This is a genomic window from Nocardia abscessus NBRC 100374 (genome assembly GCF_000308455.1).
GTDB lineage: Bacteria > Actinomycetota > Actinomycetes > Mycobacteriales > Mycobacteriaceae > Nocardia > Nocardia abscessus.
Genome location: NZ_BAFP01000265.1, coordinates 1 through 15,962, shown reverse-complemented (window position 1 = coordinate 15,962; position 15,962 = coordinate 1). Strand labels below are relative to the sequence as shown.

The window sequence follows — 15,962 nt, the reverse complement described above, 5'->3', positions numbered from 1 at the left end:
CTGTTCTCGCGATACCCCGGACGCGGGCCGTCAATCGCGTTGCCTGACAGAGGCTCGTCGCTATAGATGGCAGCTCAGGTGCATCCTTCGAGGGTCGCGTGTGCCAGTTCCGTTATCACGTCGCCGATTTCGTGGCGCTCACGCATCGCCTGAATCTGGCGTCGAGCGCCGTTTCCGCGCTCGTCGAGGGCGGCGATCGCTTCGGCGACGAAGGCGCGGTCACCGAAATCCCGCAGCGCCGGGTCGATGTGACCGACGAGTTTGTCCAGCAAGTCGCGGTGTGGGACCACACGGCCTTCGAAGGGGTCGAGCCCGTCGCCGTCCAGACCCGATTGCGCGGCGTTCCAATAGGCGGCGCGAAGTACCTCGGCGGGGATGGGCGGAGCGGCTTCGCCACGCTCGATCGATCGCAGGCCCATGACGACGGTGGCCCTGATCAACGTGGCGAGCAGCGCGGCTTCCTCCGCGGTGGCCGGTACGTCGCTGACCCGTATCTCCACGGTGGGAAACGACTCCGACGGGCGGATGTCCCAATACACCATCTTGTTGTCCAAGATGCTGCCGCTGGCGAGCATCATCGCCACGATCGAGTCGTAGTCCTCGACGGAGGCGAAGTACGGCGGTGGTCCCGCGCTCGGCCAGCGCCGCCACAGAATGCTGCGCCAACTCGCGTACCCGGTCTCGCTGCCACGGTAGATCGCGGAATTGGCGGTCAACGCCAGGAACACCGGCAACCACGGACGCACATGATTGCCGACCAGTATCGCGGTGTCGCGGTCGGGAACACCGACATGCACGTGGCATCCGCACAGCCCTTGTTCATGGGCGATCATGCCGAAGGTCTCGGCGATCCGCCGATACCGCGGTGCGTCGGTGATCGGGAACTCCTCGGGCACGGTCGGCGGCACCGCCACGGCGAGCAGTCGAGCGTCGTTTGCGGCCGCGCATTCGGCGACGGTTCTGCGCAGCGTGCGCAATTCGGTGAGCAGGTCGCCGATATCGGAGTGCACCCCGCTACTGGTTTCCACCTGACAGCTGGTCAGCTCCAGTTGCAGGTCGATATCCGCTTTCTTCGCCGCTTCGGCGACTCGAATGTTCTGCGGTGTGGGCGCGCCTGTTTCGGGGTCGGTCAGCAGGAATTCCTCTTCGACACCGACAGTCGGTACGTCGTTGTCCATGGTCAGGCCCTTCGATTCGCGGTCATCGGTCGGTTCACGTCCACACCAGTCCTCCTCCACCACAAGCTTCGAGCCCCGCGCCGAGCCCGCGTGCATTCGATCGCGCGCCGATGGGTTCAGGCAGGACCTGTCTGCCGACCTGCGTGCCGTCGGTGCGAACGAATGTGTTCGGGCCGTACCCCCGGCGTACGTGCCCAAACAGTCGGACACGGCTCCGACGGCGTCGGCGGGTGCGGTGCGGACGCCTCACATGCCTTGGACGAGTGAGCGACTCGGGCCGCCGCGCGAGCGGCGGAATGATCGCCGACGGTTCTCCGGTCGCGCGTGATGGTGACCGGCACCAGCCTTCTGGGAGGCGGCACGGTTGTCACCGTCGCTGCGGTGTGCATCAGCAACCTGCCCGGCGGGCAAACACGGCGCAACGACCGACGATGCCGCACACTGCTCCCATGGCAACGCCCGAATCGCGAACAGGAACGATGTTCCGGTGGACCCAGGTCGACACCGGCGGCGTGATCGCGCCCGACGAGCGATTGACCTGGCCGCGCACGATCGGAATCGGTGTGCAGCATGTGGTGGCGATGTTCGGCGCCACCTTCCTCGTGCCGGTCCTCACCGGGTTCCCACCGTCCACGACGCTGCTCTTCTCCGGGGTCGGCACCCTGCTGTTCCTGGTGGTCACCCGCAACCGGCTGCCGAGCTATCTGGGTTCGAGCTTCGCGATCATCGCTCCGGTCCTCGCGGCCACCGCCTCCGCCGGAATGGGTGCGGCCCTCGGCGGGATCGTCGTGGTGGGTGCCCTGCTGATCGTCATCGGTGTGGTGGTGCACTTCGCCGGCACACACTGGATCGAGGCGCTGATGCCGCCGGTGGTCACCGGCACCATCGTGGCCCTCATCGGGCTGAACCTGGCGCCGACCGCCAAGGCGAACTTCGAGAAGGACGCGATCACGGCGACGGTCGTGCTCGTACTGCTGATCCTGTGTCTCGTGCTCTTCCGCGGGTTGCTCGGCCGACTGGCGATCGTCGCCAGTGTCGTGCTCGGTTATGCGCTCGCGCTCGCGCGCGGTGAGGTGGACACCGCGGCGATCGGGGACGCGTCGTGGGTGGGGCTGCCCGACTTCCACGCACCGAGCTTCCACCTCGCGGTGATCCCGATGTTCCTGCCGGTGGTCCTGGTGCTCGTGGTGGAGAACATCGGGCACGTCAAGTCGATCACCACGATGACCGGTATCGACTACGACCGGCGAATGGGCCGCGCGCTGGCGGCCGACGGTCTGGCGACGGCGCTCGCAGGCAGCGGCGGCGGCTCGGCGACCACCACGTACGCGGAGAACATCGGCGTGATGGCCGCGACGAAGGTGTACTCGACCGCCGCCTACTGGGTGGCCGGTGCCGCGGCGATCGTGCTGAGCCTGTCACCGAAGGTGGGAGCGGTGATCGCCGCCATCCCGGCCGGGGTGCTCGGCGGTGTGACAACCGCCCTCTACGGCCTGGTCGGGATTCTCGGCGTGCACATCTGGGTGAGCAACCAGGTGAACTTCGGCGAGCCGATCAACCAGTTCACCGCGGCCATCCCGCTGGTCATCGGCATCGCCGACTTCACATGGGTGGTGGGCGATCTCGACTTCGGCGGCATCACGCTCGGCGCCCTCGCCGCGCTCGTGATCTACCACGCGATGCGGCTGATCGGAGGATGGCGCGGGACGGTCGCGCCCCAGCACGCGTACGACCTGACGAAGTCGGCGGAACCGAGGGATCGGTGACCGTCGCTGGTGCACGCACCGGTGGTTGAAGATCCACGATCCGGGTAGGCAGGAATCGAACACCTGTTCTGTCGAGCGTGAGGAGTGGCGATGGTGCAGCCGAACCCGGAGAAGGATCCGGATCAGTGGACCACCGGCGACGAGCCGATGACCGGCCCGCAGCAGTCCTACCTGCACACCCTGGCCCAAGAGGCGGGTGAGGAGGTGCCGGACGGGCTGAGCAAGGCGGAGGCGTCACAGCTGATCGATGAGCTCCAGCAGCGCACCGGCCGCGGCGCCTGAGGCGGCCCTGGCCGGGCCGGCCTCAGTCGGGATACTCGTGGATGGTCAGCAGCAGATGGTCCAGCTGGGTGCGTTGCTGGACGGGGCCGCCACCGGCCGCCGCGGCAACAGTGACCAGTTTGGTGGCCAGCACCCGCAGTTTGGTGTTGGTTTCCTGCGAGCGCCACCGCAACACCTGGAAGGCTTGCTCGGCGGTCAGGCCATAGGCGAGCATCAGCATCCCTTTGGCTTGTTCGATCGCCGCGCGGGACTCGACCACTTCCGGCAGCGTCTCGTCGAGCACTTCACGCCGCTGCTGGTCGACGGTGGCGGTCAAGTCGATGAAGTAGCCAGAGGTGCCCACCACCGCGCCGGTCGCATCGAAGATATGGTCGGCGACCACCAGCACGTGCCGGACGCGGCCTGCGGTGTCGATGATGCGATGGCGGCTGCAGAACGCGCCGTGGTCGCGCACCGCGATGGCCAGAGCGTCGGCGACGGCGGCGCGGTCGGCGGGGTGTTTGTGCGACAGCACCAGCTCGGTGGTCGGCTGCACCTGGCCTGGGCGGTAGCCGTAGAGTTCGGCGACCTCGTCGGACCACTCCCAGCGCTGATCATCGAACCAGAACCGGAAGCTGCCGGCCCGGTCGGAACCATCGGCTTCCGACCCAGCGTTGTCCGGCGCCAACGCAGCGTCCGGCCCACTGACATGGCTCACCTGTCCCATCATGCTCCTCGCGGCATCACCGAGGGTCACATTCAGCCGACCCGTGACTGCCGGGGGAGCCGAGGAAGTACCGCCGATTGAGCCCGGCCGCACCGGCCGCAGGTCCGCGAGCCGAGAGGCGTACCGGGGTCGCCGTCGCCGACGGATGGTCGCGAACCGCGACTCGCGGTCGGTACACAACTGGTAACCGAGTGGTCGGTGTCGGCGTCGCCGCCGCTAGCGGCGGCCTCTCGATTGAAGTCACGAGGGCCGGGTAGATGTCATCTACATGCGGTGTGTATCCGCCCGGCTCCGGGCGATCCGCTCACGACGGAGGTAGCGACATGGCCGGACATCGCGAGACGGCACACGGCAGCGCGCCGACAGAAGTGTTGTCACGCACGGACTTCGCCGACCGAATATTGCGCGCTGCCGCGACACCGGAACGAATCGCCGACGTTGTCGCGCAGATCGTGGGCGAGCGGATCGAGATCGGCCGGTGCCAGTGGCTTTGAACGGACTCGTGCACGCCACCGCTATCGGCGAAGCCGGACCCGTGCACGCCGTGCGCTGCGACTCGGGCGACTGGGACATGACGATCGCGGTACCGATCCTGCTGCGCCTGCGCGTCCGCCTACCCGGCCGCACACTGCGATACATCGGTGCGGCCCGCGTGCTGATCCGACTCGCGTTGATCCCCCGCGAACCATGCGGACTGTTCATACGGACCGACGATGTCCGCGCCGAGGACCTCACCGTCAGGATGCGCACCCGCGACCTCACATCCCAAGTCGTCGGGCGTCTCGGCAGGATGATCTGTTCGCCGGTCCCGAGTTCAGCGGCGTACGAGACATCGACATCGCCCACATCATCGAGCGAGCCTGGGACGCAGGTCTCGTCCTCGACTTCCCCGACCGAGCCGCGAGCTGACCCGCCCTTCTGCGGAGCCCTCGGCTACCCGGGTATGCGCGCGACATCCGAGTAGTCCGGGACCGCCATCGAGTCGTGCAGCCGCACGCCCCGGTGTCGAGCTCGGGCACCGCGCGACCGACCCGGCGAGCAGCGCCTTGATCAGCCGGGCGCCCTGGGTGAGCGCCCAGGCCCCGGTTGCCGAGTCCGGCACGATGGTCTTGGCTGCGGTCAGCGCGAACGTTCGGCCGCCCTGCACCGCCTCGTCGGCGGGGAACGCAATCGTGTGAGCGCCTTCAGCGGCGGCCATTCGCGATGTCGAGCAACCGTGCGGCTTCCGAACGCTCGGTGACCGGCCGTAAGTCGCACGGGCCGCAACGGTTTCGCTGAGTCGAAAAACTTGTCGTGCGGTCCGGGAGGAGGCTCAGCCCGGAGATGCATATCTCGTCACCGGCCCAACGCGGGCATTCTTTCGCCCCCGAATCTTGGTTTGCCCACCCGATCTATTACGAGAAATTACGTCCCGTCAATACAACCCACGGCGCGAAGTTCAGTCTGCCGATCGGCTACATCAATGTAGCGGTTCTGAGACGAACTGCGCGTCGGCGCTGAACGTTCTCGGGTACGATGGCCACCTGTTTTCGGCAAGCGTCGCGGTTGAAGGAACGACCGCCCATATCGCCACCCGGTCACGGTGACTCAATCACGTTGCATTCCAGCATACTTTGCGCGGCGGCCCACGGACCGTAGTTCTGGTGGGATCGAATGCGCTATCTTCTTTGCGGGGTACTGGTCAAATCTGCATGGCGCAATCGCTCATTCATGGCACATCCGGCCGAGGAGGATTCGACTATGACGACGTATGCACCGGTCACCATCCAGCAGGCGCAGTTCCCGATCATCGAATCGTTCACCAATGAGACCGTGACCAACCCGCACTGGCAACTGCTGGGTAGCGCGCGACTCAACGGCGGCAGCCTGGAGCTAACCCCGAACGCCAATTCCCAGTCCGGGACGGCGTTCCTCGATCAGCCGTTCTCGTCCAGGCTCGGCGTCACCATCGACTTCGACTACTCCTGTGAGGGGGGAGCCACGCTCGGCGACGGCTTCAGCGTCTACGTGATCGACGGCGCGCACACCACCCAGCCCGGCGGCATCGGCGCGGCACTGGGCTACTCCATCACGAAAACGGGATCGGGGCAGATCGTCGCGCCGGGAGTCACCGCCGGATTCGTGGGCGTCGGCTTCGACAACTTCGGGAACTTCGCCACGCCGCTGGCCGGCACGGGAGGCGGTAGCCAACGGCCCAATACATTGGGTGTGCGCGGATCCGGCAATCTGCGAGAAGGGTTCGGTTGGCTCACCGGCGTTCAGGTGCCAGGTGGATTCCGCGCGGATTGGGAGCGCGGCGCCCATATCCAGGTTTCCGTCATCGGCGGCCGGCTCACCGTTCGCCACGCCGACAAAGCCAACCCGAACGGCACCCTGCTCATCGACAACTTCGATCTCGCCGGCGCCGACGGCCAGCCAGCCGTGCCCGAGACCTTCAAGCTGGGCTTCGCAGCCGGAACCGGTGCCGCGACCGCCTACCACCGGATCAGGAACCTCAAGGTGACCCTGCCCGCGGACATGCCGCTGGAGATGAGCGGCCCGCAGACGGCGCAGTCGGGACATCGGATCGCCTACACCATCAGCGTGCAGAACCTCGGCCCCAACGACGCCCCTGACGCAGTGCTGGAGGGCTCGGTTCCGACCGAACTGACCGACTTGGAGCTGACCTGCCAGGCCGAGAACGGGGCCGTCTGCGGCACCGGTTCGGTCCGGGACGGCCTGTACCTGCCGATCGACCTGCCCAAGGGCGGCAAGGCGATCGTCAACCTGGCCGGCACCATCGACCCGCAGTACGAGGGCCGGCTCACCTGCACCAGTCTCATCACCTCACCCTCACGCGCCAACACCGCCGAACGGCATTCCGGCTCGGTCACCACCGAGGTCGATCGGCCTCCCGTCACCGTCAGTCCCGTGATCGTCGGGCAGTGGCCCCAGACGTGGCCCGACGACGCGAAGGGATGGGTCGTCAGCTACGAACTCACTTTGGCCGCCCATGAGCAGCGGGTGGTGTGGTGGGAGATTCGCTTCGACGTACCGGCACGAACCCGCATCAATCCCCAGCAGACTCAGTGGTACAAGGTGATCAAGGACGGCACCGACGGATCCGTCGTCATCGCCACTCCGGACGACACCCACACCATCGAGCCCGGCACGCCACTGACCGTGGCCGTGCAACTGCTCTACCCGTCCCAGTACGAGGCCGGTGACGGCACGCTGCGCAACCTCCAGGCCACCGAGGTGACCCGCCCATAAGCTTTAAGCCCAGTCTTCGCCAAGGTTCTGGACGCCCGCCGGGGAGAAAGATCCACCCCGGCGGGCCTTCCAGTGCGAGGCGATGGGCCGTGCTCCGTTCAGTTCGCGTGGGAGGCCCATCAGCCGCTCCACGAACGCCGGTGCCAGGCATGGCTCAGCCCGGGCGGAGGTCGATGACCGGCAGGCCATGCTGGGTGCGGAGGCGCTCGGCCACGAGCGAGCGGTGGCACGCCTCCGGATCGCACTCGACACAGAGAAGGGCGGTCGCCGAGTCGCTCGGAAGCTCGGCCACGAGCGCGCCGAGGTCGAACGGGTCGAGGATCTCGCGGGTGTAGCGCCCGGCGTACTCGGACGCCAGCGCGATGCGGTTGCGCTTGCCCACGCCTTGGCGGTCGTCCTCACGATACTGGAGCCGGCGCAGCTCGGTCGTCGGCGCCAGCTCCTTCACGTGCCGGTAGCCGATGTCCGCCGCGGCGAGCGCGCGCTGGAGCCGCGCCGAGTTCGCCCAGGAGTAGTCGGCGCCCCGAACGCCGCGGCGCTGGCGAAGGTCGAGCAGCAACCCGACACCACCGCCGGTGAGCTGCTCGAGGAAGGCTCCGGCCGTGAAGCCGTAGACGCCGATCGTCGCGATGCGCCTCATCGCAGCACCCCGCCGGCTCGGTGGCATGGCGGGTACGCCCACCGCCGCCCCGCTACGGAACGAGTGCCGGCTGGTCCACAGCCCATAGCCACGACCCGTCCGGCTGGCGACGGGCGATCTCGACGGTCACCTCGCCAGTGGTCAGCGTGGACGCTGTCAATGCCAGGTCGCCGCTCACCAGCGCTGGATGCTGTCTACCCGGCGAGAGGACCGGCGCGGCCGCGACGAACTGCTCGTACACCTTGCGGATCTCCGCATGTCCGGTCGCGAGGTTGCCCGGCGGAAACGCCAGCACGGCGTCCGGCTCGTACAACGCCACCAGCCCGTCGACGTCGCCCGCGTTGGCGCGCTCGATGAAATACCTGCCCAGGTCGTTCGGCTCAGTGGCCGTGATCTTGTTCGTCATAGGGAAAGCCTCCCAACGAATCACGACATCCTGTGTCGTGTATTTCGGTAAAGTTTTCGCATGCGCGCCGACCGCTTGGTCTCGCTGGTATTGCTGCTGCGCCGGCACGGTCGGCTGTCGGCGGCCACGCTGGCCCGCGAGCTGGAGGTATCCACCCGCACCGTGCTGCGCGACATCGAGGCGCTGTCCGCGGCCGGCGTCCCGGTCTACGCCGAACGCGGCAGGCACGGCGGATTCGCGTTGTTGCCCGGTTTCCAGACCGAGCTCACCGGCCTGAACCACGACGAGGCGCTCGCCCTGCTGGTCGCCGGATCACGGCGCGGCGCGCAGGCATTCGGCCTCGGCTCGGCGCTCGCTTCGGCCATGCGCAAGGTGGTCGACGCGCTACCCGAAAGCCATCGGGCCACCGCGACCGGCGCGGCCCAGCGACTGCTCATCGACCCGGAGACCGACCTCTTCTCGCGCCCGCTGGTCGCTGAGGAGGTGCCCGACGCCATAGTGACCGAGGTCCGTCGCGCGGTGTTCGCGGGACACAAGCTGCGCATCCACTACGCGGCCGTGGACCAGACCCCGAAGTGGCGCACGGTGGACCCGATCGGTTTGGTCACCGTGCGCGACCAGGGCTACTTGCTGGCCAAGAGGTCTGGTGCGGACCGCACCTACCGGCTGTCCCGAGTGTTGGCCGCCGAGGAACTCCCCGAACCCGCACAGCGACCGGACCGGGTCGATCTGGACCGGGCCTGGCAGGAACGCAGCACGCAGTTCCGGACCGGCGGCGACCAAGTCACCGTGCTGGTGCGGGTGGACCCGGCACGGCGAGACGAACTGGTAGGCACCGCGCTGGCCGTCCGCACCGAAGAAGCCGACGCAGACGGCTGGGTGCGGCTGGAGGTGACATTCCAAGATCCGAGACACGCCGAATGGGCGCTGTGGCAGCTCGCCACGGACGCGGAAGCCTTGGCCCCGCAGTGGTTGCGAATCTCCCTGCGCAACCGCGCCGCCGCCATCGCCACCTGCTACGGAGTGTCGTCCTGAGACTTGCCGCCTTGTGGCCGTTTCGGGTGCGGAAAGGGTTGGAGCTGGCCGCCGCTTTACGCACTGCTCGATAACATCGAGTGCCGCCGCCGGTGTCGATGCGGCATTCTCAGATCAGCGTGCCGATGTAGTGGGTGACGATGTTGTCCAGTGCGCGTTCGGCGACCGTTGTCGGTTTCCCTTCTGTTTTTCCGTGATCGGCTTCGAATGACCGCTACCTGGTGAGCGTTCACAGTCGGCGTCATGTTGCGTGCCGCTCAGGTTCGCGGTTCGACGGGCGGTGGGTCAGGCCGAAGGCAGATCATTCGGCGGATTCTCGGGCGACGTGTGTGTCACCTGTCGGCGAGTGGGTTCGCCGGTGGCGGCGTCGGCGTAGCGGCGGGCGAGGTGGGCGAAGGCGGCTTTGAGTTCGGGGGGTCCGATGACCTCGATGTCGGCGTCGAACCTGCCGATGGCGGTGGCCAGGCCCGGCCATGACCACGAGCCGAGGACGAGTCGGCAGCGGTCCGGTCCGAGTTCCTCGACGACTCCGTCGCGCACATACGGCGACACCATGGTGGCAGGGAGGTCGAGGATGACCTGGCCGCGGCACGGCCAGTCGCCGACGCCGTCGGAACCACGGAATCTGCTGGTCACGAAGGCCGCCACGTCACCTCCAGGGACCTCACGCGGTGTGAAGCGAGGCCCTGTGGGGGTGCGCGGGGTGATCTTGTCGGCGCGGAAGACGCGCCAGTCGTCGCGGTCGAGATCCCAGGCCACGAGGTACCAGCGCCCATCCCGGCTGACAAGGTGATGAGGCTGTACCCGCCGCGGCGGGTCGTCTCGCACCGGCCGGGCTGCCGAGAGGTAGTCGAAACGCAGTACTTCACGGGCGTGGACGGCGGTGCTCAACGTCATCAGCACACCGCTGCCGACCGGTGTTTCCGGCCGGGTCGTGGGCCGTTCTACGGCGGTGACCTGGAGGGTGTCGATACGGCGGCGCAGCCGTGCGGGCATGACCTGCCGGACGGTGGTGAGCGCACGCGCCGCGGCTTCGGCGATACCGGCACCGGTGCCGGCGGCGACCTGGAGTGCGACGGCGAGGGCGACGGCCTGCTCGTCGTCGAACAGCAGCGGAGGCAGTTGTGTGCCCGCGTCGAGCCGGTATCCCCCGTCCGGGCCTTTGACGGCCACGATCGGATAGCCGAGTTCGCGCAGCCGGTCGACGTCGCGGCGCACGGTGCGCGGGCTGACGTCCAGCCGCTCGGCCAGCAGCGCCCCCGGCCAGTCCCGGCGCGCCTGCAGCAGTGAGAGCAGCGCCAGCAGTCGCGCTGAGGTCTTCGGCATGACTTCGATATTGCCCGGAGAAGCGGCCACAACCTGACCGCTACCCCTGCGACTGTTGGTCTCGTGCCCGGATGACGAGGCACTCAGCAACAAGCACGTCGAAAGGTGAAACACCGATCATGTCCGTCAAATCCACGACCCACCTGAATTTCCGGGGCGATGCTCGCGCGGCGCTGGAGTTCTATCAGGCCGTATTCGGTGGCGCCCTCGCCGCTGTCACCTATAAGGACGCCGGGAACGTCCAGGAACCGGCCGAGGCGGACCAGGTGATGTGGGGCCAAGTCGCCGCCGACAACGGCTTCCACGTCATGGCCTATGACGTTCCTGCAACGATGACCTACGACCAGGGCGAGAACTCCTTCTTCGTCTCGGTGCGCGGCGACACCGTCGAGGAAGTCACCGGTTACTGGGAGAAGCTCTCCGACGGGGCGACCATCGTGATTCCGATCGGCCCGGCGAGCTGGGCACCCGCCTACGGAATGCTGAAGGACCGCTTCGGCGTCGTCTGGGTTCTCGACGTCGTCAGCGAGTACAACGGCTAGAACACCCACGAACGGGCGGGTGCCGCGCGCAGCGCCCGCCCTTTGTGATGCCGAAACTACTTATTGCTGAGGCGTTCTGATGCGCCTCACCGCCGAGGACCGCGACGCACCTTCGACAGGTCGCAGTCGCGCCTCGGGGCGACGTACGTTCCAGTCGCCGGTGAAGGCCGCCTTTCGCTGTTCTTCACCGGCTAGGAAGCGCACCTCGGGTGCGGGGCTACGGCACGGGGGTGCCCTCGACGGCGTCGATCAGCTTCCAGCGCAACGCGGTAGCCGTAACGATGCGATCACCGGTCAGCATCATCCATGCCGCGCGCCAGCGCCCGATGCGGCGCGGGATGCTCACGGTACCTCCGGCCCCCGGCACCAACCCCATCTCGATCTCGGGCAGCCGGAAGAACGTCTCCGGTGTCGCGACCAGCCGCCCGGCAAAGGCCGCCATCTCGATGCCCGCGCCGATACACGCACCCTGGACATGCGCCGTGACCCGGTCGCGCAGCCGGTCGATGATCCGCCACGGCGCGCGTTCCAGGCGCACCAGATACGCGGCCACCACGTCGGCGGCGGTTCCGAACTCGTCGAGATCGCCGCCACTGCAGAACACCGGCCCGGCGCCACGCAGGAGCACCCGGCCGATGCCGGGATCGAGTTCGGCGAGACGGACGGCCTCCAGAAGTTCTTCACGCAAGCGGAAACTCAGCGCGTTTCGGCGTTCCGGATGGTCGAGCACCACCGACAACACCTCGCTGTCGCGGTCCACACACACCAGCGGGCGGTCGGGAAAGGTCACCGGCTTCGGCCCGCCTCGCGCGGCGAGCCACCGCTCGAACTCGCTGCCTGCCAGCAGCATCGAGTAGACCGCGGCCTCTGCGGCCAGTCCCGCGGCCGTATCCGGCACCGTTGTCTGCCGCAACAGGCGGCCCAGCGCCACACTCGCCCGTGGATTCCGCCGCACCGCCTCGTCCAGGTGGCGCAGTGCGGCATCCGGATCGGGACAGTCGACAACCGGAGTGGGCGAGTCGGCGGTCTCGGTCAGGGTCAGCGTGACCGCGTGCAACAGTGGCGCCAGGCTCGGAGTCACCGGGCCACGCAATACCCCGATCGTCAGCCGCAGCGAACCGGCCAGCGATTCGGCCACCCGCTCGATCCGCTCGGGCGCCTCCCCCGCCCACGCGTCGAGCGGAACGACCAGTATCGGGTTCTCCGGCGTACCGTCCGGACTGATATCCAGTTCCAGGGCATCCGGGGCCAGATCGGTCGCGTCACGGCTCACCGCGCAATAGTGACACGCCCTCCGCACGACGCATGCCGGGCTCCCCGGCGCACAGTCGTGATACCGGCCGTATGAGCCGACGGTCCTTAGGATCGAGCGGGTGCACCCTACGACACCATCGGCGGCCGGTCCGCCCGCGGTGGACTGGGCCGAGAGTGGGGTGGTCGCGTTGACCGGCCACCCGGACGGGCCGGTCCTGGTGCCACCGGGGCGGGCGGCCACCCGTGCCCGCGAACTGACCTCATGGATCGCCACCGTCGCCGGGCCTGCGGTCGCCGTCGACGGTGCTCGTCTGCTGGCCGAACGCGCGGCAGTGAACGATCTGCGCCGCCGCGGACCCGTGTCGGCGGGCGGCCATTGCCAGTTGCTGCCCACTGCCGACGGGTGGGCCGCGGTCTCCTGCGCCCGGCCCGACGATCCGCTCCTGCTCGGCGCGCTGATCGGTGGAACTGTCGACGCCGAGGACCCGTGGCCTGCTGTGGCCGACTGGGTGCGCGGCCACCGCGGCGCCGAACTCGCCGAGCGCGCGGAACTACTCGGCGTGGCGGCGGGACCGGTACTGCCCCGCGAACCCGCGGACTCCCCCGCACCATTGACGCCGAGGCCGGTCCAAGGACTCCTGGTAGTCGACTTCAGCTCCTTATGGGCGGGTCCGCTGTGCGCTCATCTCCTGGGTCTGGCGGGCGCGCGCGTGATCAAGGTCGAGACCCCGAACCGCCCCGACGGCGCGCGGCGCGGAAACCCGGTCTTCTACGCCCTTTTGCACCACGGGCACGAATCGGTCGTTCTCGATCCCACCGACCCGGCCGGACGGCGGGCCCTGCGCGCCCTCGTCGAGGCCGCCGACATCGTCATCGAAGCGTCCCGTCCCCGCGCGCTGGCCGGTTTCGGGCTCGACGCCGAGGCCGCGGCCGCACGCGGGGCGGTCTGGGTCTCGATCACCGCCGCGGGCCGGCAGTCCAACCGCATCGGTTTCGGCGACGACGTCGCTGCGGCCGCCGGTCTGGTCGCCCACGACAGTGCCGGAACACCCGTATTCGTCGGAGACGCCATCGCCGACCCCCTCACCGGTCTCACCGCCGCCGCGCTCGCCGTGTCGGCACCGGCCGATGGGTCCGGAGTGTTGTGGGACATCTCGATGACCGACGTCGTCGCCGCCACCCTCACGGCCGACCCGATTCCGCGCACGCTGCGACGCGGCGACACCTGGTTCATCGACTCCGGCACCGGGTCGATTCCTGTCTCGCAGCCGACTTCCCGCACACCGATCGGACCCGCCGCCGACTCGGGCGCGGACACCGCCCGGGTGCTCGGATCGCTCCGGATTCCGGCTCCGTGACTGTCATCCTCCTGCGCGACGGGGAGATCGACGGCGTCTCCGGACTGGACCTGCGCGTGCGCGACGGCCGGATCGACGACATCGGTCCGTCGCTGTCCACACGCGGGGCCGCGGAGGTGATCGAAGCGCGCGGCGGGGCGGTGGTTCCCGGACCGCACGATCACCACCTGCATCTGCACGCCACCGCCGCCGACGCGACGTCGGTGGGTTAACCGGATCGATCACCTACGCCAGAAGAAGTGATGCACCACCCCGCTCGGACTCGGGATCTTTTCCAAATGAAAACGGTCGGTGAGTTCGTCGGAACTCGTCCACAGCCTTTCCCCGCGGCCGAGTTCGACCGGCGCGACGGCGATATGCAGCGTGTCGATCAGGTCGGCCTCGAGAAACTCCCGGACCGTGGCGACACCGCCCCCGATCCGCACATCCTTGCCCTCGGCGGCCGCGAACGCCTGCACCAGCGCATCCTTCGGAGACGCATCGAGGAAATAGAAGGTGGTGTCCCCCAACGCGATAGTGGGCCGCCCATGATGAGTGAGAACGAACACCGGGGTATGGAACGGCGGCTCGTCCCCCCACCAACCTTGCCAGTCGTAGTTCTCCCATGGTCCGCGCTGCGGACCGAATTTGTTGCGCCCCATGATTTCGGCGCCGATGTTGTTGCTGAAATCGCGAGTGCAGTAGTCGTCGAGCCCGTATGTTCCCCCCGGTTCGGTCCGGTTGGGCCAATGAGCGGTGGCGCCCGCCCAAGAGAAGAGCGCACTCGGGTCGGCGTGGCCGAACGGGCGATCGAGGCTTTGCCCCTCCCCGGAGCCGTACCCATCGCTGGACACCATGAAGTTCTGGACGCGGACCAACTGTGACATGGAAACCCTTTCTGGTTGCAATTTGCAATCAGTCGGGAACCTACCCGGACTGGTCTCAGGATGCAATCGGTTGCTCACGGAGAGCCGCCGACGGCCCTCACGGTGACCAACGCACTTCGAGGTGCGTACTTCCTGCTGGAGAGTTACCCCCCGATAGTGATCTGGAATCAACCGCCGACCCGAGCCACGAGGAGAACCAACCATGAGCACGTCCACCTTCCGCACCGCCGTCGTCCGCACCCCGGGCGGACCCGATGCGATCGAGATCCTCGACGTTCCCGTCGTCGAGCCCGGGCCGGGCGAGGTCCGGGTCGAGATCGCCGCGGCGGCGGTCAATCCCGTCGACCTCGGGGTCGCGGGCGGCGTCTTCCACGCCATGGGACTGATCGATCAGCCCGAGCGCACGGGCCTGGGCTGGGACTTCGCCGGCATCGTCGTCGCCACCGGTCCCGGTGTGGACGTGTCCGTCGGCACCCGGGTCGCCGGTCTGGTGGATGGCTTCGACCGTGACTTCGGCACTTACGCCGAGCAGCTCGTCGTGCCGGCCACCGATCTCGCCGTCGTGCCCGACGGCCTGGATCTGGTCACGGCGTCCACGGTGCCGCTCAACGGGCTGGCCGCGGCGCAGATTCTCGACCTGCTCGGCGATGCGCCCGGCCACGGCAACCGGCTGCTGGTCACCGGGGCGGCAGGCGCGGTCGGCGGATACGTCGCCGCGCTCGCACCCCGCCGCGGCTGGCAGGTGACCGGTCTGGCCAGATCCGAGGACGAGGAGTTCGTCCGCGGTCTCGGCGCCGACTTCATCGCGCACCTCGAGCCGGGCTGGGACGCGGTCGCCGACGGCGCCGCACTGCAGGAGCGGGGCCTCGCCCTGGTCCGCGACGGCGGGGCATTCGTCGGCGTCCGGCCGAACGCCGAGCCGGCCACGGAGCGCGGGATCACCGTGCACGCTGTGGTCGCCCACCCCGACGGCCCGCGACTGAGCGATCTGCTCGCCCGCACCGCGTCCGGCGAGCTGCCGGCCCGAGTACACGCGGTTCTACCGCTGGACCAGGTCGGTGACGCCCACCGGGCCGCGGCCAAGGGCGGGGTGCGCGGCCGCTTCGTGCTCGTACCCTGACCGGTCCGGCCACCTGTGCGCTCACACTCTCTCGACCAGCGTCACCAGCGCCTGCGCGCTCGTCCAGCTGCCGGGACGTTTGCTCTCGTCACTGATCCCATGGGTCGGCAACACCCTTCCCGCCGGGGTTCGATCGCGCAGGCGAGCTGGGTTGTGCCACAAGCCGTATCCGCCGGGCTAGGGATGTTTCGTAAGCCCCTGGGGCGGCGTTGACAGCCGGTGGGGGCCGCC

16 protein-coding genes are annotated in these 15,962 nt (G+C 68.3%); 9 read left to right on the top strand and 7 right to left on the bottom strand.

Features of this window, described 5'->3' with window-relative positions; all coding sequences use genetic code 11:
* Nucleotides 1–74 precede the first annotated feature (74 nt).
* Nucleotides 75–1,178 (bottom strand): glutamate--cysteine ligase 2, encoded by a 1,104-nt coding sequence (locus ON19_RS33205; protein WP_043702042.1) that lies wholly within the window; start codon nt 1,176–1,178, stop codon nt 75–77.
* A 479-nt stretch (nt 1,179–1,657) separates the two neighbouring features.
* Here ON19_RS33205 and ON19_RS33200 point away from each other — a divergent pair, with 479 nt between their 5' ends.
* Nucleotides 1,658–2,944, top strand: a complete 1,287-nt coding sequence (locus ON19_RS33200; protein ID WP_174377758.1) for a uracil-xanthine permease family protein — start codon at nt 1,658–1,660, stop codon at nt 2,942–2,944.
* Nucleotides 2,945–3,034: 90 nt separating this feature from the next.
* On the top strand, nt 3,035–3,226 hold the full coding sequence (locus ON19_RS33195; RefSeq protein ID WP_043701979.1) for a DUF3072 domain-containing protein: 192 nt from the start codon (nt 3,035–3,037) through the stop codon (nt 3,224–3,226).
* 22 nt (nt 3,227–3,248) lie between these two features.
* Here the strand turns inward: ON19_RS33195 and ON19_RS33190 are convergent, their stop codons facing one another.
* A complete protein-coding gene (locus ON19_RS33190; RefSeq protein ID WP_043702039.1) occupies nt 3,249–3,932 on the bottom strand; it encodes a PAS and ANTAR domain-containing protein in 684 nt (227 codons plus the stop codon).
* Nucleotides 3,933–4,255: 323 nt separating this feature from the next.
* Between ON19_RS33190 and ON19_RS42480 the strand changes: the two genes are divergently transcribed.
* Together ON19_RS42480 and ON19_RS33180 are read left to right on the top strand one after the other, a co-directional pair.
* Nucleotides 4,256–4,426, top strand: coding sequence for a hypothetical protein (locus ON19_RS42480; protein ID WP_157229957.1), 171 nt, complete (start codon nt 4,256–4,258; stop codon nt 4,424–4,426).
* A 1,246-nt stretch (nt 4,427–5,672) separates the two neighbouring features.
* Nucleotides 5,673–7,184: an L-type lectin family protein gene (locus tag ON19_RS33180; RefSeq protein ID WP_043701973.1), complete on the top strand. Its 1,512-nt coding sequence runs from the start codon at nt 5,673–5,675 to the stop codon at nt 7,182–7,184.
* Nucleotides 7,185–7,338: 154 nt separating this feature from the next.
* On the opposite strand, the gene ON19_RS33175 is transcribed toward ON19_RS33180, so the two are convergent.
* Entirely contained in the window at nt 7,339–7,824 is a 486-nt protein-coding gene (locus tag ON19_RS33175; protein WP_043701970.1) for a DUF488 domain-containing protein, read from the bottom strand.
* Between the two features lie 52 nt (nt 7,825–7,876).
* On the bottom strand, nt 7,877–8,230 hold the full coding sequence (locus tag ON19_RS33170) for a YybH family protein (RefSeq protein WP_043701967.1): 354 nt from the start codon (nt 8,228–8,230) through the stop codon (nt 7,877–7,879).
* A gap of 60 nt (nt 8,231–8,290) precedes the next feature.
* On the opposite strand from ON19_RS33170, the gene ON19_RS33165 reads away from it, so the two are divergent.
* Nucleotides 8,291–9,265, top strand: a complete 975-nt coding sequence (locus tag ON19_RS33165) for a helix-turn-helix transcriptional regulator (RefSeq protein WP_043701963.1) — start codon at nt 8,291–8,293, stop codon at nt 9,263–9,265.
* Between the two features lie 285 nt (nt 9,266–9,550).
* Here ON19_RS33165 and ON19_RS33160 read toward each other — a convergent pair whose 3' ends face one another.
* A complete protein-coding gene (locus ON19_RS33160) occupies nt 9,551–10,591 on the bottom strand; it encodes a helix-turn-helix transcriptional regulator (protein ID WP_051169552.1) in 1,041 nt (346 codons plus the stop codon).
* Between the two features lie 119 nt (nt 10,592–10,710).
* On the opposite strand from ON19_RS33160, the gene ON19_RS33155 reads away from it, so the two are divergent.
* Nucleotides 10,711–11,133, top strand: coding sequence for a VOC family protein (locus ON19_RS33155; protein ID WP_043701960.1), 423 nt, complete (start codon nt 10,711–10,713; stop codon nt 11,131–11,133).
* Between the two features lie 217 nt (nt 11,134–11,350).
* Here ON19_RS33155 and ON19_RS33150 read toward each other — a convergent pair whose 3' ends face one another.
* Nucleotides 11,351–12,406: an enoyl-CoA hydratase/isomerase family protein gene (locus tag ON19_RS33150; protein ID WP_063709521.1), complete on the bottom strand. Its 1,056-nt coding sequence runs from the start codon at nt 12,404–12,406 to the stop codon at nt 11,351–11,353.
* Nucleotides 12,407–12,506: 100 nt separating this feature from the next.
* Between ON19_RS33150 and ON19_RS33145 the strand changes: the two genes are divergently transcribed.
* Both ON19_RS33145 and ON19_RS33140 read left to right on the top strand, forming a co-directional pair.
* Nucleotides 12,507–13,745 carry a CoA transferase gene (locus tag ON19_RS33145; RefSeq protein ID WP_051169551.1) on the top strand — a complete coding sequence of 413 codons (1,239 nt, stop codon included), beginning with the start codon at nt 12,507–12,509 and terminating at the stop codon, nt 13,743–13,745.
* Nucleotides 13,742–13,957 (top strand): hypothetical protein, encoded by a 216-nt coding sequence (locus ON19_RS33140; RefSeq protein WP_043701954.1) that lies wholly within the window; start codon nt 13,742–13,744, stop codon nt 13,955–13,957. Before ON19_RS33145 ends, ON19_RS33140 begins: the two co-directional genes overlap by 4 nt.
* A gap of 9 nt (nt 13,958–13,966) precedes the next feature.
* Here ON19_RS33140 and ON19_RS33135 read toward each other — a convergent pair whose 3' ends face one another.
* Nucleotides 13,967–14,611, bottom strand: coding sequence for a dihydrofolate reductase family protein (locus tag ON19_RS33135; RefSeq protein WP_043701951.1), 645 nt, complete (start codon nt 14,609–14,611; stop codon nt 13,967–13,969).
* Nucleotides 14,612–14,813: 202 nt separating this feature from the next.
* Here ON19_RS33135 and ON19_RS33130 point away from each other — a divergent pair, with 202 nt between their 5' ends.
* Entirely contained in the window at nt 14,814–15,731 is a 918-nt protein-coding gene (locus tag ON19_RS33130) for an NADP-dependent oxidoreductase (protein WP_043701948.1), read from the top strand.
* The last annotated feature ends 231 nt before the right edge of the window (nt 15,732–15,962 follow it).